Here is a 25,762-nt window from a genome sequence, read left to right as displayed (position 1 = left end):
AATTCGTAATTACATTGCCAATTGTCATTGGACTAATAACTAATGTCCAATGCCCCATGCCCAATAACCAATGCCCAATAACCAATGACTAATGACAAGCAGCTACACGTCTACAGCAAAGAAAATCAGCATACTTTGCAAAGACTGATTAGAGCGATCGCGCTTTCTGAAGGTCAATTTGCCCTGATTTTAGTTCGATGTAATTATGGGCTATTACGTGAGCAAATGTTAGAGAATATTCGCTCCATCACCAAAGACATCAATATCAGAGAAATCGTTCTCAATCCATCAACTACTTCCTTACACAGCACAATAGTCTCAGAACTATCTTTAGATAATCCTGCCGTCCTTACAGACTCTTTGCCATCTGCTGTGATGGTTTTCGGTATTGAGTCAACTATCGACCTGGAAAACTTACTTACAGGTATCAACCAAGCACGAGATATCTATGCTGCGACTTTTCCATTTCCAGTGGTGTTCTGGCTACAAGATGAAGTCGCATCATTGCTTTCAAGATTAGCGCCTGATTTTAAAAGCTGGGCTGCAACCACTATTAAATTTGAAATGGCCAAAGCAGATTTAATTGCTTTGATCCAGCAAGAAGCAGAATCTCTATTTGAGAAAGTTTTAGAAGCAGGTGCGGAAACATTTTTATCTAATGCCTTCCTAGATTTAGATCCTAAGTCCCAACACCGCCACGAAATAGAATCAGCCCGTAATGATTTGCTGCGCCTGTATGGCGTTCAATTAGCACCAGGATTGGAAGCTAGTTTAGAATTTGTGTTGGGGCGAGATAAATACGCCAACGATCAAATTAATAGTGCTTTAGCCAATTATCAAAGAAGCCTAGCGTTATGGCAGCAGGAAGCAAGCAGAGTAGCAGAAAGGGAGAGTAATTCTTCTTTCCCGCTCTTATGTCCACACCCTACCCTTCCCTCGTCTTTACTCAAGCAAGCAATAGTACTATTCCACTTGGGGCTGTGTTATCACCGAATGGCAGACTTATACCACAATAGTAGTAACTATTGCGAACATGCACTGTTGTGGTTTAAACAATGCTTGCAGCTATTGGAGCGGGTACAAAGAGAAGACTTAGTTGCTAAATTTATTTTGCCTGCTTGTGAAATGCTGCAACGCTTACAAGCCTGGGATGACTTAAAAGAATTAGCTCAAAAGTCATTACATCTACATAAAACTTATGGAACTCCCGCACAAGTTGCTCAAAATTATGGCTTTTTGGCAAATGTGGCGGTTTCTGAGTCGAATTGGGTACTAGCTCATGAATTAGTCAATACAGCACTTTCTATCTCCGAAGAAGCAACAGAAGTTTCTCTGCGAGACACTTTGCGAAGACGACGACAAGAAAGTTGGTATCTTCTCTTGCTAGCACGTACACAACGGCATCTGGGTAAGTCGGAGGAGGCTATCAATAACCTGGAATGGGCGAGGGTAGTTTGTGAGCTACAACATCAGCCATCACTTTACTTAGAGATTTTAGAGGAACTGCGATCGCTTTACTTTTTTGAGCGTCATGACTATGCAGAAGCCTTTAAACTGAAGCAAGAAAAAATTCAAATAGAACATCAGTATGGCTTTCGTGCCTTCATCGGTGCAAGTCAATTGCAGCCGCAACGCCCCAGAATTAACCCAGTACTGGAACCTCACAAAATACCGTTTATTCCTGAAGAAATTGCCCAAGAAATATCTGCTTCTGGACGACAGCAAGATGTCAATCGCTTAATTGAAAGAATTACCCGCGCTGACTACAAACTCACAGTAATTTATGGGCCATCAGGTGTAGGTAAAAGTTCAATCCTCAAAGCTGGTTTAGTTCCAGCACTTAAGGGAAAAGTTATCGGTGAACGCATTCCTATACCTATTGTTTTGTCTGTTTATACTGATTGGATGACAATCTTGAGCAGCAGTATAAACCAAGCATTGGCATACACAGGGATATCGATTAGTCTTGACTCTACACCTAGTATACTGCTAGAAAGAATTCGGTTAGCATCTGAGCGCAATTATACAATAATTATCATATTAGACCAGTTTGAAGAATTTTTCTTTGTTAGTAATTCTCCCACACAAAGAATAGAATTTTATAAATTTTTTACTGAATGCTTAAATCTTTCATTTGTCAAGATTATTCTTTCATTACGAGAAGATTATTTACATCATTTATTAGAATTTGAACGTTTGAGCCAGAAAAGTAGCACTGAATTATATGATTTAGGAGTAATTAATAAAAATATTCTCGATAAGGACATTCGCTACTATTTAGGAAAATTCTCTAGCCAGGATGCTAAAGCGATAATTCACAGTCTTACTCAACGTTCACATTATGAAGTGAGTGAGGAATTAATTAACCGATTAGTCCAGGATTTGACAGGAGAACTAGACGAAGTACATCCAATTGAATTACAAATAGTTGGTGCTCAACTACAAATAGAAAACATTACCACGCTCGGACAATATAAACTTTGCGGCGGCTCGACAAAATTGGTGGAACGCTGGCTTGGGGAAGTTATCAAAGACTGCGGTCCGGAAAACGAAGAGTTAAGTTGGAAATTACTATTTGAGTTAACTGATGAAAAGGGGACGCGACCGTTAAAAACTAAAGCTGATTTAGCGGCTGCATTAGTTAATAATCATGATATAGATACAATATCAAGCTTTGGCACAGCTGGGGAACTGATTTTAGAAATATTGGTGGGTTCAGGGTTGGTGTTGCGAATCAGAGAAGAGTTAGGCGATCGCTACCAGCTAGTTCACGATTATTTAGTTGAACCAATTCGCCAAAAAAACAACTATGGCATGGTGGCGGAATTAGAAAAAGTCAAACTTGAAAAAATTCAAGCTGAAGTAGCCCAAAAACTTAGCCAAAAGCAACTCAATTTGGTATTGCAACGGCGACTACGGGAAGCACGGATCGCAGGCGTAATCCTGGCAATCATGGGAGGAACAATAGCAGCATTATGGTGGCAAGCTGATTTACAGAAAAGAGCAGCAATTAGCCAAACTCTACGAGCTCAACGCAGTGAAACCAACTTGCAAATTAGTGCGATCGCTGCTGCTAGCGAAGCTTTGTTTGCGTCTAATAAAGAGTTTGATGCCCTATTAGAAGGTTTGCGGGCTTGGAGAGGACTTAAACAGGCAGATGATGTGCAGCCAGATACCCGAATGCGGGTAGTAACAGCCCTGCAACAGGCAGTTTATGGCGTAACAGAGGTTAACCGCCTGGAAGGGCACACTGATGTTGTCTGGGGAGTAACTTTCAGCCCAGATGGTCAGTTGCTAGCATCAGGTAGCCGAGATCGGACGGTGAAACTTTGGCGTCCTGATGGAACCTTACTCCAAACCCTCAAAGGTCACACTGATGCTGTCACCTGTGTAAATTTCAGCCCTGATGGTCAAACCCTGGCCTCCGCCAGCCTCGACAGAACAGTGCAAATCTGGCGCAAAAACCCGATTACAGGTAAATTTGACCCCAAGCCATATAAAACCCTCAAAGGACACGGAGATTGGGTTTATAGCGTTAATTTCAGTCCTGATGGCGAATTGTTAGCTACTGGCAGTAACGATAGAACTGTAAAACTCTGGCGCAAAGACGGTAGCTTAGTAAAAATATTGAGAGGACATCAAGGGTGGGTTAACTGGGTAAACTTCAGTCCCGATGGTCAATTCATCGTCTCCGCCAGTGACGACAAGACAGTGAAAATCTGGCGCAAAGACGGTAGCCTCGTTACAACTTTGCAGGGACATCAGCAGGGTGTAACTGTAGCTGTTTTCAGCCCAGACGGTAAATTCTTGGCATCAACAGGTCGAGATAAAACAGTAAGACTTTGGCTCAGGGAAAGTAACAGCACTAAAGACGGTTTTGACTTTCGTCCTTACAAAACTTTACGACACCATAGCGATATAGTGTGGAGTTTGAACTTTAGTTCCGATAGTAAAAAGTTAGCTTCTGCAAGTCAAGACAAAACCATAAACCTCTGGAGTATCACTGGTACTTTACTCAAAACCTTCAAAGGACACAGCGATGGTGTTGTCAGCATCGCTTTCAGTCCAAATAACAAATTGCTGGTTTCAGGAAGTTATGACAAAAGTGTGAAACTATGGAGTTTAGACGCCCCAACACCGTCTATTCTTCAAGGGCATCGTCAGCGAGTTTTGAGCGTTGCTTGGAGTCCCGACGGTCAAATGCTAGCTTCTGGTAGTAGCGATCGCACTCTCAAACTTTGGCAACGATACACCAGTAATGGCGAGGTCAAAACCCGACTTTACAAAACTTTAGTGGGGCACACAAATCAAGTTTCTAGTGTCAGTTTTGACCCCAAAGGTGAAATGCTGGCCTCAGGAAGTTTTGACAAAACAGTGAAACTTTGGCGGCTTGACGGTACTTTAATCATGACTCTCTACGGGCATATCGATAGTGTGATGAGCGTGAATTTCAGTCCTGATGGTCAGTTGTTGGCATCAGCTAGCAAAGATAAAACAGTGAAACTTTGGAACCGTCAGGGCAAGTTGCTCAAAACCTTAGTGGGGCATCAGGGTTGGGTAAATAGCGTCAACTTCAGCCATGATAGTCAGGTTTTAGCCTCTGCCAGTGATGACCGAACTGTTAAACTTTGGCAACGGGATGGTACTTTACTCAAAACTTTCTCGCCCAATGACAGCTGGGTGATGGGTGTGAGCTTTAGTCCCAATGACGAGTTACTGGCTTCTGCCAGCTGGGATAACACCGTGAAACTGTGGCGACGGGATGGTACGTTGTTAAAAACCTTATTAAAGGGGTCAAGCGATAGCTTCAATACCGTGACTTTCAGCCCGAATGGTGAATTGCTCGCCGCCGCCAATTGGGACGGTACAGTGAAACTCTGGAGCAGTGACGGCAAATTAATTAAAAGTCTCAATGGGCATCGCTCTTCGGTATTAAGTGTCAGTTTTAGCCCAGATGGTCAAACACTAGCATCAGCTAGTGATGACAAGACGATAATTCTCTGGAATTTAAATCTTGATGATCTGCTTGTTCGTGGTTGCGACTGGGTGGGCGATTACCTCAAACACAACCGCAATCTTGAAGAGCGCGATCGCCTTGTTTGTGATGGCATAACCCGTACAAACCCTTTTTAATTATGAATTATGAATTATGAATTAGATTCAAGCCTCAATGAGCAACCGCTCTTGGTTTAGCGGTTGATGAGGCGATCACACACACAGAGCTGTTAATTCAGAGCTAGAAACTTATTTCGAGCTAATCAGCCGTATGAGCGATCGCTCTCCAAAACTTCATGGCTATTTTCTTCGGCAGCATCTTGTGGCAAATTCGCTAAAAATGCTTGTAGTCTCATTCGCTCAATGTAAGGCCAGCCTCCCTCAGACTCAATATCTTTCAGTAGTGAGTAGAGTTGCCGACGGTTAACAGGCAAACTCTCTTGAAAAACCCCATCCCGGATCTCTCGGTGTAACTGCTCCAATTGCCGCAGCAAACCCAAAAGAGCTACAGTATCCCCTTCACAAGCCTGAACAGCATCATACACCACAGTTGCGATCGCTTGCTGTTTACAAGACAACTCTGCTAATTCAAAATTTTTGTTATTGTTCATGCCACCCTTTCCGTATAAATGAGGTCAACTCAAATTTACCGGAGATTTTTAATTTTCCCTAGCTTCTCAGCCTAAATTCCTCTAAACCCCCTTGTCCCTCTGTCCCCGCGTCCCCGCGCTTGCCCAAGTACGGGGTGAATATAACTAGATTTGTATCTTTATCAAAAGCAATTGCGATCGCTCCTAAAAGAGCGTAGTAACCTTTAGCATAGCCTCCACAGCAACTAGATGTGATCAGCACGAGACTTTTTTGATTAAGAGTACTTTGATTTTGAGTTAAAAAAAATCGTATGATCTGGCTGATTTCCCCATCAAACAATGGGCTGTATGTAGTGGCGTCACATACATAATACAAAAAGACTTGGGCGACGCCGTTTTTGCCATAGGCAAGAGCAAAGTGCGAAGTAGACACCCCTCTTCGCGCTCTTTGAGGCCAGCACTTATGCCTCAGAGTGTGGGGCTTACTCATCCACCCGCCCAACTCTAACAAATGCCACCAACAGTAAAACTGCTGGTTTTGTGCTCCCCTAGAGCATCGATTCAGTAATCAAAAATCTAACCCCCCAGCCCCCTTCCCTACTAGCGTTGGGGGAGCTAAACTCCCTTCTTTTACGAGGAGAAAGGTAGGGGGAGAGGTTCTTCCAGGATTACTGAATTGGTTTCTAGTTATACACATCCAAAATGGATGCAGTGTACTACTTAGTCTGGGGTTTACACCCCAAGCTCAAGAGAGCGACACGTTTAACTACGTTTAGCAACAGAAAATTTTGAGCAGAGGCTGACAACCTAGACGCCCGGACACTTGCTTCAACTCTTTTAATCAGAGCAAAGCCGTGTCTGACCAAAAATAGCTTTTCGCAGAGTAGCGGCTTCTCATCAGAGATCAAAGCTTCGATGCAGTTTTACAACAAATGTATTAATTTTTGAGATTGAGGTTGACCATGAGGTATCGCGCTTTAATTGTTGCATTCTTGGCTTTGTGCCTGGGGCTAATAACTGCTTGTAGTGATGCTCCTACTACTAGCAGTAGAGATGTACTCACTTACGATCAAATTCGCGGCACTGGCTTGGCGAACAAATGCCCCCAACTAACAGAAACAAGCCGTGGTTCTATTCCCATAGATTCTAGCCAGTCTTATGCCATCAAAGAACTTTGCTTGGAACCAACTAGCTTCTTCATCAAAGAAGAACCTGCTAATAAACGCCAACAAGCAGAATTTGTTGCTGGAAAATTGTTGACCAGATACACTTCCACCATTGACCAGGTGCAAGGAAACCTAAAAATCAACTCAGATAATAGCTTGACCTTTGCGGAAACTGATGGTCTTGACTTCCAAGCCATCACTGTGCAACTTCCTGGTGGTGAGCGAGTACCTTTCCTCTTCACCATCAAAGACTTGGTTGCTCAAACCCAACCCAGTTTGAGCAGTATTAACACCTCCACGGACTTTGAAGGCACCTTCAAAGTTCCTTCCTATCGTGGTGCTGCCTTCCTAGATCCCAAAGGTCGTGGTGTCGTTAGTGGCTACGATAATGCCGTCGCTCTCCCCGCCCAATCGGATAATGAAGAACTTACCCGCACTAACGTCAAGCGTGCTGAAAATCTTAATGGCAAGATTTCTCTGCGAATCGCCAAAGTAGATAACTCTAGTGGTGAAATTGCTGGTACTTTCGAGAGCGAACAGCCATCTGATACAGATTTAGGTGCTGGCGAACCTAAAGAAGTCAAGATTCGCGGTCTATTTTATGGACGGGTTGAACCAACTCGTGGCTAAATCCTCTGAAGTAACGCAACTGACTGCTACTCAGAACGATAATTCTGTAAGTATCAGACTTAATCACAAAAGTTAACTTATTTACCCTCTTTTTTCAGGAGGGTAAATAGGTTTTTTACAAAGATGGGGAAAAGTTAAAGCCGAGCTTGCATTGTGGGAGAAAGAGTCCTTGCAATTGCGAAAGGTTTGATATCTTGCTCTTGTGGGCGGCTTGATTCATCCCTTTACCTTGTACGCTTCGCTTTAATTTTTTCCCTTTTATTAAAAGACTATGAACTTACAGCAGTTTTCAGGGATCTAGACCACGACTGAGACGGGGAATGGTGAGTAAGGAGTGGTCTATGTCGTTCAATTCCTTGAAAAGCGCTGTAAGTATAACAAAGGGCATCTCGCCCTTTTTTATTGGCTTGCGTAAATATACATACTATTTTTTAATTTTTATTAGTAATTTTTAAAGATTGGATAAATCTCAGCTGAATGGGCAGGTAATTTTACTGTAAATCTAACTTTTTCTGAGCCAATAAAATACTGAACATTATTCTTTTGTTTCTATAAATTCACTCGATCATTAATTAATTAAAATTAAGTACAATCTCGGTTTGATATTTAGTAATTAATTTTATATTTTATTTGTATGGAGTTCTAAAAAAACTCCTGGTCATCCCAAAGATAAATAACAAGTTAAATACCGATTTTGCCCATTTAAATTTGGCTCGTTTTTCAAGCCATCTAGGGAATCTTTAGAGAATCACTTTGTTATCTACATAGTATTTGCTAAGAAATATAGCACGATATTATCTTTGATATCGTGCGAGCGCAGCTGAATTTAAAAGCGAACAATTAAATCTTTCTTTGCTCAATAAATAGGGTGCAATGCCTACCACAGTCACCAACGACCTAAAACACGAAATTTGGCAGTTATTGCGAGAATACCAGCAATCTCCGTCAGAAAATGTCCGCAATCAACTAGTAGAACTCAATTTTGGGCTTGTGAGAAAAGAAGCTCACTACTGGACGAATCAATGTCATGAAACCTACGATGATTTGCTCCAGGTTGGATGTTTGGGTTTAATCAGAGCAATTGAAAAATTTGAACTTTCCAAGGGACATGCCTTCAGTTCCTATGCTCTTCCTTATATTCGGGGTGAAATTCAACACTATCTCCGAGATAAAGGTGTCACCGTGCGAATTCCTCGCAAGTGGTTAGCGCTACAACAGCAAGCAATAGGAGTTTCACGTTCTTGGCGTGAAAAACATAATCGCCAACCAAACGACTCGGAATTAGCAGCAGCACTGGAAATTTCTTCAAACGAATGGCAAGAAATTAAATTAGCATGGATCAATCGCGCTCCCTTGAGTCTCGATGTGCCAATCCAAGACGGAGAAGAAGGCTCTACCTGTTTGGGAGAATTGGTTCCAGATCCTCACTATCGCAGCTTTCAACTAGCACAAGAAGACCAATTTCGCTTACAACAAGCATTGGTTCAGCTAGAAAAACGCACCCGCGATGTGTTGGAATGTGTGTTTTTGCAAGATTTGACACAAAAACAAGTTGCAGAACATCTGGGCATCAGTGTAGTAACGGTTTCCCGTAGAGTCAAGAAAGGTCTGGATTTGATGAAAGAGCTTATGGGTGTGGCAGAAGATTAACTGTAAATAAACACCAATCCGCAGTTATGCTGGATAGGCAGTGCTAAAAATAACCCTTGAAATCTAATAAAGTAGGTTATAAAGGGAAGATACTTTGCCTTTGATACAAATTTCAGGCTTGTTGATTTCCACTTTTCAATTTTCCAATGGCTTTTGAGAACAGCTCATGGGCATAAATTCAAAAATTACAATTGCAGCTATTTTAACTTTGGCGATCGCTGGATGTGCTTCTGAAGGTACACAACAAGCCATCAATCCGGCGCCAATTCCCCAAATAGTAGCAAAGTCGCCACCAACGGGTCAATCCTTTAAGAATCCAGTGATACCTGCCAAAGAGGTTTCACAAGTTACTCCTGCATCTGTTAACTTGATTCAATCCACTAATGCTACAGAGCGGGCACGGCTAGTTGTGCTATCAAAAAATCGAAGTGACCCGTTTGCACAACTTTTCGGGCAAATCGCTCCCGGAATGGCTCAAACATCTGGAAGACCTGTTCCCGTGTTGCCTAAGCTTCCTACTGCATCACTACCAAAACGAAAACTTCCAACACGTAGCATAGCTTTAAATCCAAAGAAAAATAACGTTTCAAATCCCAAGAAAAATAACGTTTCTTCTGTACCAAAACCAAAAAAAGCCAATCCTACCTTGATTTCAGTCTTGCCTAAGGTTTTGCCTCAAGTTGTTCCCAACCCCACTTTAGTATCTGTATTGCCAGCGCCAGCACAACCTGACTTAGCAAGGGCAGTTATTGTGACTGGTGTAGTTCTAATTAGTAAGGAACCACAGGCAATTATCAAAGTACCGGATGAGCCGACGAGTCGCTATGTGCAGGCGGGACAGCGATTAGCAGATGGCGTACTGGTTAAACGTATTGAAATGAATCAGGGCTACAACCCCATCGTGATTCTGGAACAATATGGTATTGAAGTTGCCAAAATGGTAGGGGAAGGGGCTGTCACTTCAACGCCGCCAGCTGCATCTGCTAGCGGTAATCCTGTTTCAGTGACAACGCCTCCCTCAAATTCTTCTAATGTTGGAGCTTCATAAAGATGGAGACTAAGGAAAAAATTGAATTCGCTGGTTTGCCTTTAGCAGTCTATAGAGAGATAGCAGCTCATTTATGTCAAGTCGAAGGGGTAGAAGTGGATTTAATTCCCCAGTCATCCCAACAGTTTGATTACAATCAAAGTCAAATTGGTGGCTTGTCCATCTCCTGGACAGCAAACTCTGGTTCAGAAAGTCGGCAACGAGTTAACCAAATTTTGGCTTACTATCAAAATCGCTATATGAATCCTATTTGATTTCGTTCAAATCGAAAGCCTCAGATTCCCGATTTTCCAGAGAAGTCGGGAATCTTGTTGTTCAGGAATGATTAAGTAGTGATATGGTGTATAACGACTAGAGTATTGGCCTAGTACGCCACGGCGTAAATAGAGCAACCATTTCAAATCCCTCTCATAGCTTATTTCATAATACTTTTGAATGCGTGAATGCGTGAATGCGTGACTTCCGCCTTGCGGTACTAGTCTTGCAGCAAATCAGTATATATAACGATTTAACCGTTTGGGAAAATATGGAACTGCATGGGAGACTAGATCGCATTAGCAACCCGCAGCGACAAAAACGAATTAATCAATGGCTATATGTTGAGCTAGCAGGAAAACGTGATAATTTGCTAAAAATCCTGTCTGGGAGTACGAAACGACGGTTGCAGATTGCGAGAGCTTAAAGGTTTGGTAATGAAGCAATTAGGTGTATCTGAAGTGGGAATATTTATTTTTCCCATCCTTAGAAGCAGCAAATGTCTATATAAAACCGGAATGATGGTGCGTCCCCCTAACTTGGAAGATATTTTTGTGGAATTAACGGGACGCCAGTTAGATTAACCTCATCCTCCTAACTGTCGCAGCATGACTTCTACCCTTTCTACGCCTTGTGAGTCATTGCGCCGCTTGTACAAGTCACGGGCTTTCTGAAGCAAGCTGTTCGCTTGTTTGGTTTGTCGTCGTTGTTTATACATCGAACCCATCAATTCATAAGTCTGGGCGTTGTTCTTATCCAACTCGATTGCTTGTTGGTATGCCCAGGTAGCTGCACTATAGTCTCCCATACGCGATTGCGTCACAGCCAATCCTAAATAGGCATTAACGTTGTTACGGTTCAACTGTATGGCACGACGGTAGCCTTCCTTTGCCCCAGGTGTGTCGCCCAAATTCGCTTTGATGTAACCCACAGCGTAGTAAAAATCACTGTTGTTGGGGTTGATGCCGATCGCACGACGATAAGCTGTTAATGCCGCCTGGTAATTTCCCTGTTGAGCGTATAAGTAGCCAATACCTGAATGAATTTTAGCATTCTTGGGATCTAGGCTAGCTGCTTGCTGATAAACAGCGATCGCACCACCATAATCGCCGGTATCCACTAACCTCCGTCCTTCTTCTAGCAGTTGCTTTAACTGTGGGTTTTTGGCTTGTGCCACTAATACCTGAGCCTGAGCCACTGAAGGTATGCTGAAGGCAAAACATCCTAATAACACCACACTAAACACAAATGACGTTGGTTTGTACACAGTAAATTTCCTGAAATCTTAGACGACTTTTTTCTTGTACATTAAAACAAAAATATGGACTTTTGAAAACTGTATTTCTTCGTATTCATTAAGATGTTATAGTTCATCCACTATTTCCTTTACAATCAGGGCTGGATCACAGAGTTTTTACTGAAAGATAAAATACGAGGTATAAATGATCAAATCAGCTTACTCTAGATATAAATTCGGACAATACCAGAATTACACTCTTTTTTGACAGTAGTTATACTTATGATTCCCCAAAAACTAGCAAGTATCTCACTTAATCCTAAATAGGCGATCCGCCAATGGCACTTCATACCCGATGTCAGCGATCGCAATCTAAAATTGTGTGAGAATATGTTTATCAAACCTATCTCAATGCAGGCTAATTATATATGTATAAATAAATTTACATTTATTAGAGTATTTTCATCATAAATATCAACATATATGCTATTTTGGAGGCTAATTTATGATTATAACTACCACTGATGTGATTCAAGGAGCCGTTATTGAATCATATTTAGGCATTGTCACAGCAGAAGTAGTCTACGGCAGCAATTTCTTGCGGGACTTTTTGGCTGGTATTCGAGATATTATCGGTGGACGCACTGCTAGTTATGAGCGTCTATTTGAGCAGGGTCAACGCAAGGCACTAGAAGAATTAGAACAACGAGCACAACGTTTAGGAGCAAATGCTGTGATCGGGATTGAAATTGATACTGGCACAATCAATCTTGATCAGTCAGGAGTTCTTTTGCTAATTACTGCTACTGGCACTGCTGTAAAGATGCGATGATCTTTTATTGGCTGTCTAATTACTTTGTGAAAATTTTATAATTAGGCTTACAAAGTTTTGGATTAAGTCTAATTTTTTTCCAGATAAATTATCATATATAGCAGTTATTAACTGTATTTGAACTTCTAAATAATCATTAAATAATAAATAAATATTGAATTTGATTAAAAATTGTTAAAGGCGTTGGTTTTTTATAACTAAAGATAGATTCATTAAATATTTATATTGATAGATGTAAAAACAGATGATTTAGTTGTTTAATTATGACAATAAACCTGAATATAACTGAGATAAACTTTGCTGAAACAGCACTGGAGAACATAAACTATGTCATACGTAAATCGGACAGGTAATGAAGGTATTGCTACTGAGCCTGTGGTAGGAGCCCGAGTAGCTGAATATCATGATCTTGTTCGCTGGGGACCGATTATTTCTGGTTTGTTGGTTTCTTTAGCCACTCAATTAATTTTGAGCGCTATAATAGGTGCGTTTGCGGCAGGCACAGTTGAAGGTTCAGGTGCACCTAGATCAATTGCCCCTAACGCTGCGGGTAATGCGGGGCTTTGGTCAACTCTGGCTTTGTTGATTTCTCTATTTACTGGCGGTTGGGTTACAGCCCGTGCTTGTGGGCCGATGAACCGCAATACAGCACTTCTTAACGGCGCAATTCTTTGGGCAACGACTTTGGCAGTTAGCTCATGGCTTTTAGCAAGTGGAGTATCTGGTGCTTTTGGTGTTGCTGCTTCTAACGCTGGGGAAGTCATAAACCAGGTACAACAGCAAGGTGGTGTTAATGTACCACAAGCAAGCATAAGTGCCCAACAAGCTCGTGAAACGGCAGCTAATTTACGTTCGGGATTGTGGTGGTTTGTGTTTGGTTCTTTGTTGGGTTTAATAGCCTCAATGATTGGAGCCGTAACTGGAGCTCGTAGTCCTCGGGCTAACAATTACAATGCTTAAATAATTGTTTGAAAAATCAAATGTTATTTATTTTAAATAAAAGCACCTTTTTCAAGGTGCTTTTTGTTTAAGCTGTTCCACATTTAAATTGCATAATTACGGCGGGCTTTTCGGCCCACCCCACAAGAGTTATATAAATTTTAGATATGCTTTCCTAGATGTGGTTTAGCTTATCTATTTAAGACTGGCGTTTGTAGCGTCCAATTAATTCTGCCATTGCAATCGCAACATCTGTAGTTTGCGATTGCTTCTCTTCTCTACCTTCGGCTGCGCCAACGAGACGCAAATAATTATTAATTCATAATTCATAATTCATAAATTTTATGGGTTCAGAGCAACCACGCTCATTCAAAAAATGAGCGTGGTCTACAAGAGCGTGCACAGGGTAAGGCCCTCACTGATAGCGTAGCTTGTCCTCCGTAGCAGACGCTCTGCGCGTTCGAGTCCGCGTAAAGAGAGCGTCTTGCAATTATGAATTAGTAATTATTAATTATGAATTAGATTGGCTTGTAACGAAAACTTTACTACCGCAGATCACCATTTCAGGTATGAACCTTCAATGCCCTGTTCACGTCGAATTCTGCCGTCTTTTTCAAACCAGGCAATTACTTGCTGTGCTGTCAAATCTTCAATATCAACGCTGTACTCTTGGGCAATATGCTTCAAAAGCTTAAGTGATGAAATTGTCAATCTTGTTAAAAACTTTTCTGGGGAAGACAACAAGGCGGCATCTACTTTTGCGGACTCTTCCAGAGTTAAAAATTGTGCTGATGGTTGCTGTGGTAGTACGTCCATAAACGTTATCTCAAACTTAGTTGATTATTGATAATGGGTAGTTGCTATTTAGCTATTATCGATTACGAAGCTATATCTAAAACCGAGTTAATTTATGAAACTTTTACTTGCGAACTTGTACCAAATAGCCACAACGATGTTCGCCATCGATAATCCAGTGAGTGCGTTCTACGGTACAATCAGGTAAGACGGCAGCAAACATTTCTAATTCGTGACCACAGATGCTGGGGAAAGACTCGGCAACGTTGGAAATAGCGCAGTTATGCTCCATTAAAATAAAGCGATCGCTCTCAAAGCAGTCATTCACATCAACCGGGTGATATTCCGCCATGAAGCCTTCCGCTTTTCTGAACTCTACTAAGTTAGCTACACGTTCCCGCAGTGAACCGCTACCCACGCGATCGCGATATTCTAGGGCTTTGCGCTCCCACTGTTTCTGTAAAATCCATTTAAATTGCTCATGTCCCATCGTTTCGGCTAAGGTGTCTAGCAACGAAACCGCAAAATTGCCGTGGCCATCACCAAAGCGATCGCTCATTGTTCGATGCAAGCGATCGCGTCCTTGACGACTCAGCTGATAAAGGTGCTGCGGACGCCCCATCCCCGCCGCCTGCACTGATGTCGAATACAAAACTAGCTCCTCCGTCTCCAAATCTTTGAGATGGCGACGAATAGCTTGGGGGGTAACGTCTAAAACTTCAGCTAGCTCCAAAGCCGTTGCTTTTTCATGTTTGTGCAGATATTCTAGGATATCTTGCTTGGTTGAGGACTGGTGGGTAGTCGCCATCTTCATGTGGTGCGAGACGTTCAGCGAACGCCCCAAAAATTAATTTCTTTGAAAATTTGACCGTGCCGATTTTGGATTTTGGATTTTGGATTAAAAAAGTTTTCTGGTATATGCCCCGCTACGCTATCGTCAATCTAAAATCCTTGAGCCAAGCACCCTTGTGGTCTCTTTCAATCCCTACGGGTTCAGCAGTCGCTCATGGGGGAAACCCCCTTGGCGCTAGCCTCTCCCTTTGGGAGAAGACCGCGCTGCTTCACCAAAATTGCAAATCTAAAATCCAAAATTGTTTGACTTTGACAACATTGTTGTTGTTAATCTAGCGTAAAATGAAGATAGGTTAAACAACAATGAAGTTGTTTTAGTCTCCACCACTATTCTAGCAGCCGTGTAACCATTCCGTAACGCGAGATGGGAATCGGCTAAAGAAAAGTCCGACTCCCATCCTTATAGAGATTCAAGTTCCGAACACGAGAGATTATTACTGATGAGTGCCACTGTCAAAACCTTAGTCAACCAACCCTACAAGTACGGCTTTATCACCGATATTGAGGCCGACACTATTCCGCGTGGACTAGACGAGGACGTTGTACGCTTGATCTCCTCCAAGAAGAACGAGCCGCAGTTCATGCTGGACTTTCGCCTCAGAGCTTATCGCCAGTGGCAAAAAATGACGGAACCAACTTGGCCGAATGTCAAGTATCCGCCAATCAATTATCAGGATATCATTTACTACTCAGCGCCGAAACGTAAGAAGGAAAAACTAAACAGTTTGGACGAAGTTGATCCAACTCTTTTAGAAACCTTCGAGAAGTTAGGCATTTCTTTATCTGAACAGAAGCGCCTGGCAAATGTCGCCGTTGATGCAATTTTCGATAGCGTTTCTGTCGCCACTACATTTAAAGAAAAGCTAGCGGAAGACGGCGTTATTTTCTGTTCGTTTTCCGAAGCGTTGCAAGAACACCCAGAACTAATTAAAAAATATCTGGGTAGCGTTGTTCCCATCGCTGACAATTATTTTGCCGCCTTGAACGCCGCCGTATTTAGCGATGGTTCCTTTGTATACATTCCTAAAGGCGTGAAATGCCCAATGGAACTGTCTACCTACTTCCGCATCAACTCTGGTGACACGGGACAATTTGAGCGGACTTTGATTGTCGCCGAAGAAGGTAGTTATGTTTCTTACCTCGAAGGTTGCACCGCACCGATGTATGACAGCAATCAGCTGCACGCCGCCGTTGTGGAACTCGTCGCCCTCGACAACGCCGAAATTAAATACTCCACTGTCCAAAACTGGTACGCTGGAGATGCCAACGGTAAAGGCGGTATTTACAACTTTGTCACCAAGCGCGGTTTGTGTCAGGGTGTAAATTCCAAGATTTCCTGGACTCAAGTAGAAACAGGTTCGGCAATTACTTGGAAATATCCTAGCTGTGTGTTGGTGGGTGATAACTCTGTGGGTGAGTTTTACTCGGTGGCGCTGACAAATCATCAGCAGCAAGCTGATACGGGTAGTAAGATGATTCACGTAGGTAAGAATACCCGCAGTACAATTATTTCTAAAGGAATCTCCGCAGGTAATTCTAGTAATAGCTATCGGGGTTTGGTGAAAGTCAATCCAACAGCGATTGGGGCGAGAAATTATTCTCAGTGTGACTCAATGCTGATTGGGGATAATGCCCATGCCAACACTTTCCCTTATATTCAGGTGCAAAATAACGGTGCGAAGGTGGAGCATGAAGCTTCTACTTCTAAGATTGGGGAAGATCAGTTATTTTACTTTGCTCAACGGGGTATTTCTTCGGAAGATGCTATTTCGATGATGATTAGCGGCTTCTGTAAGGATGTTTTCAATCAGCTACCGATGGAGTTTGCTGTGGAAGCTGATAAGTTGTTGAGTTTGAAGTTGGAAGGCAGTGTGGGATAAGTGGAAGTAAGGATAAACACAGATACATCGGTGTTCTGTGTTTATCTGGAAGAATAACGAACCGCAGAGGCGCAGAGAGCGCAGAGAGAGAAGAGAGAAGATGATTATTGAAAATAGTGAAGTTGTGCTGTCAGTAAGGAATCTGACGGCTAATGTTGATGGGACACCGATTCTTAAGGGTGTGAATCTGGATGTGCGATCGGGTGAAATTCATGCGATTATGGGGCCGAATGGTTCTGGTAAGAGTACTTTTTCTAAGGTGCTGGCTGGGCATCCGGCGTATGAAGTGACTGGCGGTGAGGTGATTTTCCAAGGGCAAAATTTGTTGGAGTTGGAGCCGGAGGAACGCGCCAGAAGTGGTGTGTTTTTGGCGTTTCAGTATCCGTTAGAAATTCCGGGTGTGAGCAATTTGGATTTCTTGCGGGTGGCGTACAATTCCCGGCGCAAGGCGCAAGGTTTAGAGGAAATAGACGCTTTTGATTTTGACGATTTGATTGAGGAAAAGCTGGATGTGGTGAAGATGAATCCCAGTTTTCTCAGTCGCAGTTTGAATGAAGGGTTTTCTGGTGGCGAGAAGAAGCGGAATGAAATTCTGCAAATGGCGTTGCTGGAACCAAAGTTAGGAATTTTGGATGAAACAGATTCGGGTTTGGATATTGACGCGCTCCGAATTGTGGCGAATGGGGTAAATCAACTGGCAACTCCAGAAAATTCTACAATTTTGATTACTCACTACCAACGGTTACTCGATTATATTGTGCCTGATTTTGTGCATGTGATGGCAAACGGGCGGATTATTACCAGTGGTGGTAAGGAACTGGCACTAAAATTAGAGTCTCGCGGTTATGACTGGGTGCTGGAAGAGTTTGCTGCTGCTGAGGTGGGTGTGTAATGAATATTCAAGTATCTCCTAGTGCAATACCTAATTCAAATGCAGTCAGTTTGACATCGATGTTAGATAGAGATGATTATCTGACTGGGTTGTTAAATCAAGTAACAGCAAATAAAACAGAAGGTTGGTTGCAGGAATTACGCCAAAGTGCTGCTAATTGGGTACGTCACTCGATTATCCCGACTACCCGCGAGGAAGAATGGCGATTTACTGATTTGTCGTCTCTGCGAAAGCTTCAATTTAATGTAGAGACGGTAAATTACGCGTCTTTAGAATTTGATATTTTGCCAGAAGCGGCTAATAGTCGTTTGGTATTTGTGAATGGTGTTTATGCGCCGGAGTTATCCGCAGTTTCAGATTTGCCGTCTGGGATTGTGGTGAGTAATTTGGCTGGTTTGTCTGCGGTTGAGCAAGAGGGTGTACGGCAGTATTTAGCTCAAGCTGAGGGAGCGCAGGAGGTTTTTACTGCTCTCAACACGGCTGGGATAACTGATGCAGCTGTGGTGTGGGTGAAGAAGAATGTGGTAGTTGAAACGCCTATTCATTTGGTGTTTATTTCGGTTGTGGGTGAGACGGCGACGATTTCGCAGCCGCGTTGTTTGGTGGTGGCGGAAAGTGGTTCGCAGGTGACGTTGGTTGAGGAGTATACGAACCGCAGAGGCGCAGAGGACGGAGTTTATTTAACTAACGCGGTTACGGAAGTTTGGGTGGGTGACAATGCCCAAGTGAGTCACACTAGGGTTGAGTGGGAAGGTGCAGAGGCTTTTCATATTGGGAAAACTGCGATCGCTCAAGCTCGTGATAGTCGATATACTTGTCATGCCATAACTTTAGGTGCGAAGTTGTCGCGGCATAATTTGGAGATTTTGCAAACTGGTGAGCAGACACAAACTACTCTCAATGGTTTGACGATAATTTCTGGTAAGCAGTTGTCTGATACTCACAGTGCGATCGCACTCAACTATCCTCACGGTACAAGTGACCAATTGCATAAATGTATTGTAGGCGATCGCGCTCATGCGGTGTTCAATGGTAAAGTTTTTGTACCCAAACGAGCACAGTTGACAAATGCAGCCCAGTTGAATCGCAATTTGCTACTATCATCGAAAGCCAGAGTTGATACTAAACCCCAATTGGAAATTACTGCGGATAATGTAAAGTGCGCCCACGGTGCTACCGTTAGCCAATTGGAAGATGATGAAATATTCTATCTGCAAAGTCGGGGAATTGATGAAAACGATGCTCGGAAGTTGTTAATTAACGCTTTCGCTGCTGAAGTTATCAACCAAATACCGGTTCCCTCTCTGCGAGAAATCCTTTTAAACACAGTCAATAATCTCAAGTCCCTGACTAATGAGTAATAACTAATCTACCAATGACTTTCACCTCTACCAAAACCCTTGCTGATAAAGTTCGCGCTGACTTCCCGATATTGCATCAGGAAATCAACGAGAAACCCCTGGTTTATCTTGATAATGCTGCGACATCGCAAAAGCCTTTATTGGTGTTAAATACCCTACGGGATTATTACGAACACTATAATGCTAACGTGCATCGAGGCGCCCATACGTTGAGTGCTAAAGCTACTGATGCTTATGAAGGTGCTAGAGATAAAGTTGCCAAATTCATTAATGCTGCATCGCGTCAGGAAATCATCTACACCCGCAATGCAAGTGAGGCGATTAACCTAGTAGCTTATAGCTGGGGAATGAATAATTTGCAGCCTGGGGATGAAATTATTCTGTCGGTGATGGAACACCACAGTAATATTGTGCCTTGGCAATTGGTAGCACAAAAAACGGGTGCAGTACTAAAATTTGTGGAACTGACACCAGAAGAAACTTTTGATTTGTCACAGTTTAAAAAGCTGATTTCCGACAAAACAAAGTTAGTGTCGGTGGTGCATATTTCTAATGCTTTGGGTTGCATTAATCCAGTGGAAGAAATTGGTGCGATCGCTCACGAATATGGTGCTAAATTCTTAGTTGATGCTTGCCAAAGTGTTCCCCACTTCCCTGTCGATGTGCAACAAATAGATTGTGACTGGTTGGTAGCATCTGGTCATAAAATGTGTGCGCCAACTGGGATAGGATTTTTGTATGGCAAGTTGGAATTGTTAGAATCAATGCCACCATTTTTTGGTGGTGGTGAGATGATTGCAGAGGTGTATTTAGACCATTCCACCTATGCAGAATTACCGCATAAATTTGAAGCTGGTACACCTGCAATTGGGGAAGCGATCGCACTTGGTGCTGCGATCGATTATCTTAGCAGTATCGGCATGGATAAAATCCACGCCTACGAAGCAGAATTAACAGCTTATTTGTTCCAACAATTAGAGCAAATTCCCCAAATTAGAATTTACGGCCCCAAACCAAATGCAAAAGGTGAAGGTAGAGCAGCTCTTGCGTCATTCACAGCCGGAGAAGTTCACGCTAACGACTTATCTACATTATTAGATCAAGAAGGCGTTGCCATCCGTTCTGGACACCACTGCACTCAACCATTACACCGCTATTTAGGTCTTGCTGCAACCGCACGAGCAAGTTTATCTTTCTACAATACCCGCGAGGAAATTGATATTTTCATCAAAGCACTGAAAGAAACTCTTGACTTTTTCGCAGGTTTCCTTGCTTAAAGTTACAAAATATTCAGACAGTAATTGTGCCAAACATTAGTAACATATCTTGCTAATAGTTGGCACAATTTATTATCTGGATTATTTACAGGAACAACTAAAGTGTTATACAGTGACTTTACTCTAGACAGAGTTAGAAAAACCTTTGGCTTAACTATTTTTGATAAAGTTGATATATTTGCATCTGTACATGAAGTAGAGTGTCCACCATTACTTGCAGAAGTCTTACGGGATAATGTATCTTTAGCTCTTGCTAGTAATACTGAAAAATCCCGTTCAGAGATGATTATTGCGCCTATTTTAATTGCTGTAAGGAAATATTTAAATAATCAAATAAGTTTATTTTCTGGTATTGACTTTACTGTTGATTCAGCACAACGTTTAAATGGAAATTGCGATTTTATTATTAGCCGTTCACCAGAGTTACTAATTCTGAACGCACCAGTTGTGCCAGTTGCGTAAGTCCTGATCCAGTTCAAAGACTCGTCAACTAATAGAGCATCGATTCAGTTATCAAAAACCTAACCGCTTCTCTACTAGGAAAAGGTAGTGTGGTTTCATACGAAAAAAGAAAAATACATAAGTCTTGATTTATCGTTTTGTGACATAGCTTTTTCCCCCTCTCCAAACCTCTCCCCGTTGGCGTCAGCCTGCCGTTAGGCAAACGGAGAGAGGCTTTGAAACCCAGTTTTAGTTTTTTTCTGGTTACATGAAACCACCCTGAAACTCCCCTCTCCGAAGCGAAGAGGGGTTGGGGGAGAGGTTCTTTCAGGATTACTGAATTGGTGTTCTAGATGGGAAAATCTCTACTTCCCTATTCTGACAAAAGAGAAACTGGTGTTAGAGTTTTTCGCCAGCGTTTCACTGCTGTTTGTAATTCCCCCGACAACCAGCTATCAAATTGCGGATAAACTGGCGATCGCGGCACTAATTCCCACCCCCCAGGTTGTAAAATTTCTCTTAATGCCTGTTCCTGAACATGAGGATAATCAGGATTCACTTCATCTTTTGGCCCAATTCCGCCCAAATCTCGCGCACCAGCTGCGATACAAGCGAGTAACCATTGGTCATCTTTAACTAAATTCGGCGGAATTTGAATAGTAATATCTGGCGGTAAAATCTGACGCGCCCTAAAAATGACTTCTGGTAACTGATGAGGGTCAAAAGGTGGTGCATCAAAGGTTTGCTGATGTCCAGGACTATGAGGTTGTAGGATAACTTCTTGAATATGATGGTAACGTTGATGCAAGTTAGATATAGCTTCCAAAGTTTCCCACCAATCATCTACAGTTTCCCCAATTCCCAACAGTAAACCCGTTGTAAAGGGAATCTGCAACTCTCCCGCCCATTGCAATTGTTGTAAACGAACTTCTGGTAATTTACTCGGTGCGTGCCGATGTACACTATTTAACAATGTTGGCGTTAACTGTTCCAACATCAGCCCCATCGAAACATTTACACCCTTGAGCTTTTGCATTTCCTGAAAACTCAATGGCCCCGCATTTGTGTGCGGTAAAAACCCCATTGAAAGCGCTAATTCACACAAATCAGAAATTCGCTCAAACCACGCCTGACGCCTTGACGAATGAGGATGCACTTCACCACTGAGTATGAGGATTTCACAGACTTTTTCGCTTTGAAGTGGTTTTAAAATACTGTCTGCATCTGAAAGACTCATCCAGGGACTTTTACCCGGTTCACTGCGAAAGTTACAGTAACTACACCGATTAAAGCACTCGTAAGTGGGAACTATTGTATAAGCAGGGCTATAGGTGACAAGACGAGAATTATTAATTTGCATAAGCAGGATAATCTAAAAGAATGCCTTGCTCAAACTATATAGATTACCGTGTGACTATTGTTGTCATGATCTAGCGTTTCCTAATAAGAATGAGCTACAGCTTAACCATAAAGCTGTATTTTATCTCCCCTCTCCTTACTAAGGAGAGGGGTTGGGGGTGAGGTTTTGATCTGATGTACTTCATCGACCTGGGAACCGCTATATTAGATCAACAAAAACTATTTTGCTTTGTAAATATTTGGTAGCTGCCACCAAGTAATATGAGGATATTCGTGATGTTCTTCATGATACCCGAAATGATAGCATGTGATAAATGACCACCAAATTGGACGGGGAATTGTTTGGGCACAATGAGGCTGAATATAACCTCCTATGGGTTCGCGATGAGGTAGAAAAGTACCAAAATAAAATAATTGAAATGAACTTAAAAGCGAAGGAAGCACCCAAAAGTAATTTAGATTATCAGTAGGTATATGGAGTATATATTTAGCAAAGTTATAAATAATCGTTAGAGCAATTATTTGTCCCCAACTCCAGTAACCCTTCATAAAATGAAAATACCAAGCAAAGAAATTTTTGTGTTTTCCATTATGAAAATCTGGGTCTATTTGAGTTGCTGGATTGTGGTGATGCAGCCAATGTTTTTTCAATAATTTTTTATAGGATAAAAGACCATAAAAAGCTAGGGTTAATGTCCCAATAAGATGATTAATCTTGGTGTTCTGGGGAAAAACTACCCCATGCATGGCATCATGAGATGTAATAAATAATCCCGTATATAAAAATGTTTGCCATAGTATAACAGGTAATAACATCCACAATTTTAACTTGGAGATGTCAAGGGAAAGTAATAAACTCAGGCTAATGACCCATGCGCTAGCAATGACAATAGCAATGAAAAGTCCCTTAAACTGAGTTTTACTTTTCACTCCTGGGGTCAGTTTTGGTTGATGACTGGGTGGTTGTTCTAATTCAATCACGCTTTTATTCCGCCTAGTATTCAGATGAAAATTCCTAAAATATAGTCACGACAAAAAGTACTAACCACGAGCCAGAAAACTGCTTTAGTGGTCAGTGTTTCGCATTGGACAGTACCAATACTTTTAAATGTTTCTAAATATTAAGATACTTTAACTATTATTACACATAGAAGCCGATACCAACAAATATTTTCGGTTGAGAGGTTGGACAATATACGTGATGGCACTGTGAAAAAGAGTAATTATGGAAACTAGTGTTTTCCATATAATACTTTCTAAACAGCCGAAGCTGGCGAAAAGGATGGTAACATAATTAGCGGGAAGAGTAGGGTATGAAGTGGAGTAATTCCCGCATAAGGCTGTAGCGGTTGAGATGCGAAATTAGGTAAGCGACAAAACCAACTATAGCTAAAGAACCGTTCCAAAGTTTGGACTGAGGAGTAAACCCCAGCTCTAAAGCATTACGATCGTTGCCATTATATGCGTTTTCTATTGCATCACTTGGGTAAAGTCCCATTGTTGATTTTCCTGAAGAATGAAATTATGTTTCTTATCATGTTTAACCAATAAATTAGGGCTATCTATCCGTCTGTAGTACTAAAGTGTAAACAAATCTAAAGTATGAGATTTTCAAGATGTCAGGAATTACTTTCAAATGAGCGCCGTACTCTCAAACCTAACCCCCAGCCCCTTCTCTACTAGGGAAGGGGAGCAAGAATCAAAGCCTCTCTCCGTGTCGTCCAGAGGAATGGAAGCGGGGTTTTAAGGATAAGTCGCACATCGCGTAAATTAGCGAAATAGTATTTCAGATGCCAAAAAAATCTAACGAAAGTTAGAAGGTTTTATGAGTGTTATTGTCCAAACTAAGAAAGAGCAAATAATATTTTTCAAACTTATAGTATGGCTCCTACGGTATTGATTACAGGTGCTTCTGAAGGTATTGGTAAAGCAACCGCTCTTTTATTTTCTCGGCAAGGATATAACCTTGTAATTGCAGCTCGTCATGCTGAGGGCTTGGAAGCTGTAGCGCAGGAAGTGCAAAGCCTTGGTGGTGCAGCGCCATTGACTGTTACCTGCGATGTCACTGAGGCATCTCAGGTAGACACATTGGTGCAAAAGGCATTGGAGCATTATGGTTATATCGATGTGTTGATAAACAATGCAGGCATCTTCGCATCGGGGCCAGTAGAGCAGTTTTCTCTGAGTGATTGGCATCAAATTATAGACACTAATTTATGGGGATATATCCATACAATTAATGCCCTTTTGCCTCATTTTCTCCAAAGAGGAAGTGGAACCATTGTTAATTTAAGTTCCATCGCCGGGAAAGTGCCTACTGCTTACTTGGTTCCCTACTGTACTAGTAAGTTTGGCGTAACAGGTTTAACAGAAGCGCTACAAGCAGAATTACAGCCAAAAGGTATTCATGTTTGTGGCATTTATCCGAATTTGATTAAGAGTAGTTTGATGGAACGAGCAGTTTTTCGGGGTAAGGATGAGCAAGACGCTCAAAGTCGGCGCGAACAACTGGAAACTGTGTTTAAAAATCCTCTAGTTGAGAAGCCTGAAAATGTGGCAAATGCTATCTGGGATGTAGTCAAAAATAAGAAGTCGGAAGTAATGGTTGGTTCGGCGAATTTCTCTCAGGCTTTGTATCGGTTGTTTCCTGGTTTGATAAAGTGGGTTTCGCGGCAAGCTTTGAAGAATCAGGATAACTAATTTTTGCTAGATAAGTTAAAGGGCAATACGCTTGGTGTTAAGGCTAAAACTCCTTGTGAAAATTAATTTTTTTAACGAACCACAGAGGCGCAGAGAACACAGAGAGAAGCAAAAAATGTTTAACTGAACTGTATTAAGTTAAAGGCTAGAGCCGCTTACTAAAAGTGAATCATTCGAGGAAAAAGGAAGGATCATTAGCTTATCATGACTCGCACTCCCGTTTAGTCACATAGTGACGATAGCGAAACATCGCTTCTAGTTGCACTTGCACTAACCAACCACTGACAAATTCAACTGTTCCTCCACCAGGCATAGAGAAGGAAATAGCATCAGTTAGCTTAGTTTTGCCATTTTCCGGTTCAAATTCATGCTGATGTACCCAAGATTCAAAAGGGCCAGATATCTGTTCGTCGGTAAACAGGCGATATTTTTCACATTCAGTATGACGCGCTAACCAAGTTAAGGGTAATGGGCCCAGAAACAGACGAAATTCTGTGATAGCGCCCACGTTCAGCCCCCCTTCACGACGAACCACTTGGACTGGCTGCCAAGGTGGATTCAGCAGTTGCAAAATATCTGGCCTTTCGTGAAATTTCCAAACTACTTCTGGTGGGGCATTAATTACTGAGGAATGTTTAAATTGCAGCATGGAAAGAAAAACCTAAAATTCAACTTTCGGATTCGGTATCAATCTCGATATCTAGAGTATCTTCATCAACCCGCACATACAAAATATTTGGGTTACAGCAAACTTGACAATCTTCAACATAAGATTGCTGTCCTCCAGCACTCAAATCAATAAAAGTTAAATTCGGTTCGCCGCAATAGGCGCAGTAATACTCAGCTGTGTTTTGCATCAAGTT

The 25,762-nt window shown here is 42.0% G+C and carries 23 protein-coding genes and 1 pseudogene; 14 read left to right on the top strand and 10 right to left on the bottom strand.

Translation table 11 applies throughout. The annotated features are described in order from the left end of the window. Window positions 1-84: 84 nt before the first annotated feature. Window positions 85-5,133: a WD40 domain-containing protein gene (locus tag HWQ23_RS08365; RefSeq protein WP_292826256.1), complete on the top strand. Its 5,049-nt coding sequence runs from the start codon at window positions 85-87 to the stop codon at window positions 5,131-5,133. A gap of 125 nt (window positions 5,134-5,258) precedes the next feature. Here HWQ23_RS08365 and HWQ23_RS08360 read toward each other — a convergent pair whose 3' ends face one another. Both HWQ23_RS08360 and HWQ23_RS08355 read right to left on the bottom strand, forming a co-directional pair. Then, window positions 5,259-5,606, bottom strand: coding sequence for a hypothetical protein (locus tag HWQ23_RS08360; protein WP_292826253.1), 348 nt, complete (start codon window positions 5,604-5,606; stop codon window positions 5,259-5,261). Window positions 5,607-5,664: 58 nt separating this feature from the next. Beyond that, entirely contained in the window at window positions 5,665-6,018 is a 354-nt protein-coding gene (locus tag HWQ23_RS08355; protein ID WP_292826250.1) for a hypothetical protein, read from the bottom strand. Window positions 6,019-6,547: 529 nt separating this feature from the next. On the opposite strand from HWQ23_RS08355, the gene psbO reads away from it, so the two are divergent. The 5 genes and pseudogenes from psbO to HWQ23_RS08330 all read left to right on the top strand — a co-directional run. Beyond that, on the top strand, window positions 6,548-7,381 hold the full coding sequence (psbO, locus tag HWQ23_RS08350) for a photosystem II manganese-stabilizing polypeptide (RefSeq protein WP_292826247.1): 834 nt from the start codon (window positions 6,548-6,550) through the stop codon (window positions 7,379-7,381). Between the two features lie 873 nt (window positions 7,382-8,254). Continuing rightward, window positions 8,255-9,031, top strand: a complete 777-nt coding sequence (locus HWQ23_RS08345; RefSeq protein ID WP_292826244.1) for an RNA polymerase sigma factor SigF — start codon at window positions 8,255-8,257, stop codon at window positions 9,029-9,031. Window positions 9,032-9,197: 166 nt separating this feature from the next. After that, complete coding sequence (locus tag HWQ23_RS08340; protein ID WP_292826241.1) at window positions 9,198-10,079, top strand: hypothetical protein; 882 nt, start codon at window positions 9,198-9,200, stop codon at window positions 10,077-10,079. Window positions 10,080-10,081: 2 nt separating this feature from the next. Next, a complete protein-coding gene (locus HWQ23_RS08335) occupies window positions 10,082-10,333 on the top strand; it encodes a hypothetical protein (protein WP_292826238.1) in 252 nt (83 codons plus the stop codon). A gap of 221 nt (window positions 10,334-10,554) precedes the next feature. Continuing rightward, window positions 10,555-10,918: pseudogene (locus HWQ23_RS08330) on the top strand (ABC transporter ATP-binding protein); the annotation flags it as partial. A 2-nt stretch (window positions 10,919-10,920) separates the two neighbouring features. On the opposite strand, the gene HWQ23_RS08325 reads toward HWQ23_RS08330, so the two are convergent. Then, window positions 10,921-11,601, bottom strand: a complete 681-nt coding sequence (locus HWQ23_RS08325) for a tetratricopeptide repeat protein (protein ID WP_292826236.1) — start codon at window positions 11,599-11,601, stop codon at window positions 10,921-10,923. Window positions 11,602-12,076: 475 nt separating this feature from the next. On the opposite strand from HWQ23_RS08325, the gene HWQ23_RS08320 reads away from it, so the two are divergent. Both HWQ23_RS08320 and HWQ23_RS08315 read left to right on the top strand, forming a co-directional pair. Beyond that, window positions 12,077-12,403, top strand: a complete 327-nt coding sequence (locus HWQ23_RS08320) for a YbjQ family protein (RefSeq protein WP_012411120.1) — start codon at window positions 12,077-12,079, stop codon at window positions 12,401-12,403. Between the two features lie 327 nt (window positions 12,404-12,730). Continuing rightward, window positions 12,731-13,363 (top strand): hypothetical protein, encoded by a 633-nt coding sequence (locus tag HWQ23_RS08315; RefSeq protein WP_292826231.1) that lies wholly within the window; start codon window positions 12,731-12,733, stop codon window positions 13,361-13,363. Between the two features lie 534 nt (window positions 13,364-13,897). Here the strand turns inward: HWQ23_RS08315 and HWQ23_RS08310 are convergent. Together HWQ23_RS08310 and sufR are read right to left on the bottom strand one after the other, a co-directional pair. After that, window positions 13,898-14,158, bottom strand: a complete 261-nt coding sequence (locus HWQ23_RS08310; protein ID WP_292826228.1) for a hypothetical protein — start codon at window positions 14,156-14,158, stop codon at window positions 13,898-13,900. A 103-nt stretch (window positions 14,159-14,261) separates the two neighbouring features. Beyond that, window positions 14,262-14,945: an iron-sulfur cluster biosynthesis transcriptional regulator SufR gene (sufR, locus tag HWQ23_RS08305; protein WP_292826294.1), complete on the bottom strand. Its 684-nt coding sequence runs from the start codon at window positions 14,943-14,945 to the stop codon at window positions 14,262-14,264. 484 nt (window positions 14,946-15,429) lie between these two features. Here sufR and sufB point away from each other — a divergent pair, with 484 nt between their 5' ends. The 5 genes from sufB to HWQ23_RS08280 all read left to right on the top strand — a co-directional run bounded on the left by sufB (window position 15,430) and on the right by HWQ23_RS08280 (window position 20,861). Continuing rightward, window positions 15,430-16,869: a Fe-S cluster assembly protein SufB gene (sufB, locus tag HWQ23_RS08300; protein ID WP_292826225.1), complete on the top strand. Its 1,440-nt coding sequence runs from the start codon at window positions 15,430-15,432 to the stop codon at window positions 16,867-16,869. A gap of 100 nt (window positions 16,870-16,969) precedes the next feature. Beyond that, window positions 16,970-17,761, top strand: a complete 792-nt coding sequence (gene sufC / locus HWQ23_RS08295; RefSeq protein WP_292826223.1) for a Fe-S cluster assembly ATPase SufC — start codon at window positions 16,970-16,972, stop codon at window positions 17,759-17,761. Then, window positions 17,761-19,122, top strand: coding sequence for a Fe-S cluster assembly protein SufD (gene sufD, locus HWQ23_RS08290; RefSeq protein ID WP_292826220.1), 1,362 nt, complete (start codon window positions 17,761-17,763; stop codon window positions 19,120-19,122). The genes sufC and sufD overlap by 1 nt, the downstream gene beginning before the upstream one ends. Window positions 19,123-19,136: 14 nt before the next feature. Further along, window positions 19,137-20,399 carry a cysteine desulfurase gene (locus HWQ23_RS08285; RefSeq protein WP_292826218.1) on the top strand — a complete coding sequence of 421 codons (1,263 nt, stop codon included), beginning with the start codon at window positions 19,137-19,139 and terminating at the stop codon, window positions 20,397-20,399. A gap of 102 nt (window positions 20,400-20,501) precedes the next feature. Then, window positions 20,502-20,861: a hypothetical protein gene (locus HWQ23_RS08280; RefSeq protein WP_292826215.1), complete on the top strand. Its 360-nt coding sequence runs from the start codon at window positions 20,502-20,504 to the stop codon at window positions 20,859-20,861. Window positions 20,862-21,213: 352 nt separating this feature from the next. Here the strand turns inward: HWQ23_RS08280 and cofG are convergent, their stop codons facing one another. The 3 genes from cofG to HWQ23_RS08265 form a co-directional block, all read right to left on the bottom strand. After that, window positions 21,214-22,200, bottom strand: a complete 987-nt coding sequence (gene cofG, locus HWQ23_RS08275; RefSeq protein WP_292826212.1) for a 7,8-didemethyl-8-hydroxy-5-deazariboflavin synthase subunit CofG — start codon at window positions 22,198-22,200, stop codon at window positions 21,214-21,216. 218 nt (window positions 22,201-22,418) lie between these two features. Next, window positions 22,419-23,180: a beta-carotene ketolase CrtW gene (gene crtW / locus HWQ23_RS08270; RefSeq protein WP_292826209.1), complete on the bottom strand. Its 762-nt coding sequence runs from the start codon at window positions 23,178-23,180 to the stop codon at window positions 22,419-22,421. 313 nt (window positions 23,181-23,493) lie between these two features. Then, on the bottom strand, window positions 23,494-23,697 hold the full coding sequence (locus tag HWQ23_RS08265; protein WP_292826206.1) for a high light inducible protein: 204 nt from the start codon (window positions 23,695-23,697) through the stop codon (window positions 23,494-23,496). A 383-nt stretch (window positions 23,698-24,080) separates the two neighbouring features. Here HWQ23_RS08265 and HWQ23_RS08260 point away from each other — a divergent pair, with 383 nt between their 5' ends. Further along, window positions 24,081-24,899 carry an SDR family NAD(P)-dependent oxidoreductase gene (locus HWQ23_RS08260; RefSeq protein WP_292826203.1) on the top strand — a complete coding sequence of 273 codons (819 nt, stop codon included), beginning with the start codon at window positions 24,081-24,083 and terminating at the stop codon, window positions 24,897-24,899. A gap of 202 nt (window positions 24,900-25,101) precedes the next feature. Here HWQ23_RS08260 and HWQ23_RS08255 read toward each other — a convergent pair whose 3' ends face one another. Together HWQ23_RS08255 and HWQ23_RS08250 are read right to left on the bottom strand one after the other, a co-directional pair. After that, window positions 25,102-25,548 (bottom strand): SRPBCC family protein, encoded by a 447-nt coding sequence (locus HWQ23_RS08255; RefSeq protein WP_292826200.1) that lies wholly within the window; start codon window positions 25,546-25,548, stop codon window positions 25,102-25,104. 19 nt (window positions 25,549-25,567) lie between these two features. Next, on the bottom strand, window positions 25,568-25,756 hold the full coding sequence (locus tag HWQ23_RS08250) for a CPXCG motif-containing cysteine-rich protein (protein WP_012411100.1): 189 nt from the start codon (window positions 25,754-25,756) through the stop codon (window positions 25,568-25,570). Window positions 25,757-25,762 lie beyond the last annotated feature (6 nt).

It is taken from the genome of Nostoc sp. JL33 (genome assembly GCF_017114985.1).
GTDB lineage: Bacteria > Cyanobacteriota > Cyanobacteriia > Cyanobacteriales > Nostocaceae > Nostoc.
This window is presented reverse-complemented; position numbering and strand designations above follow the sequence as displayed.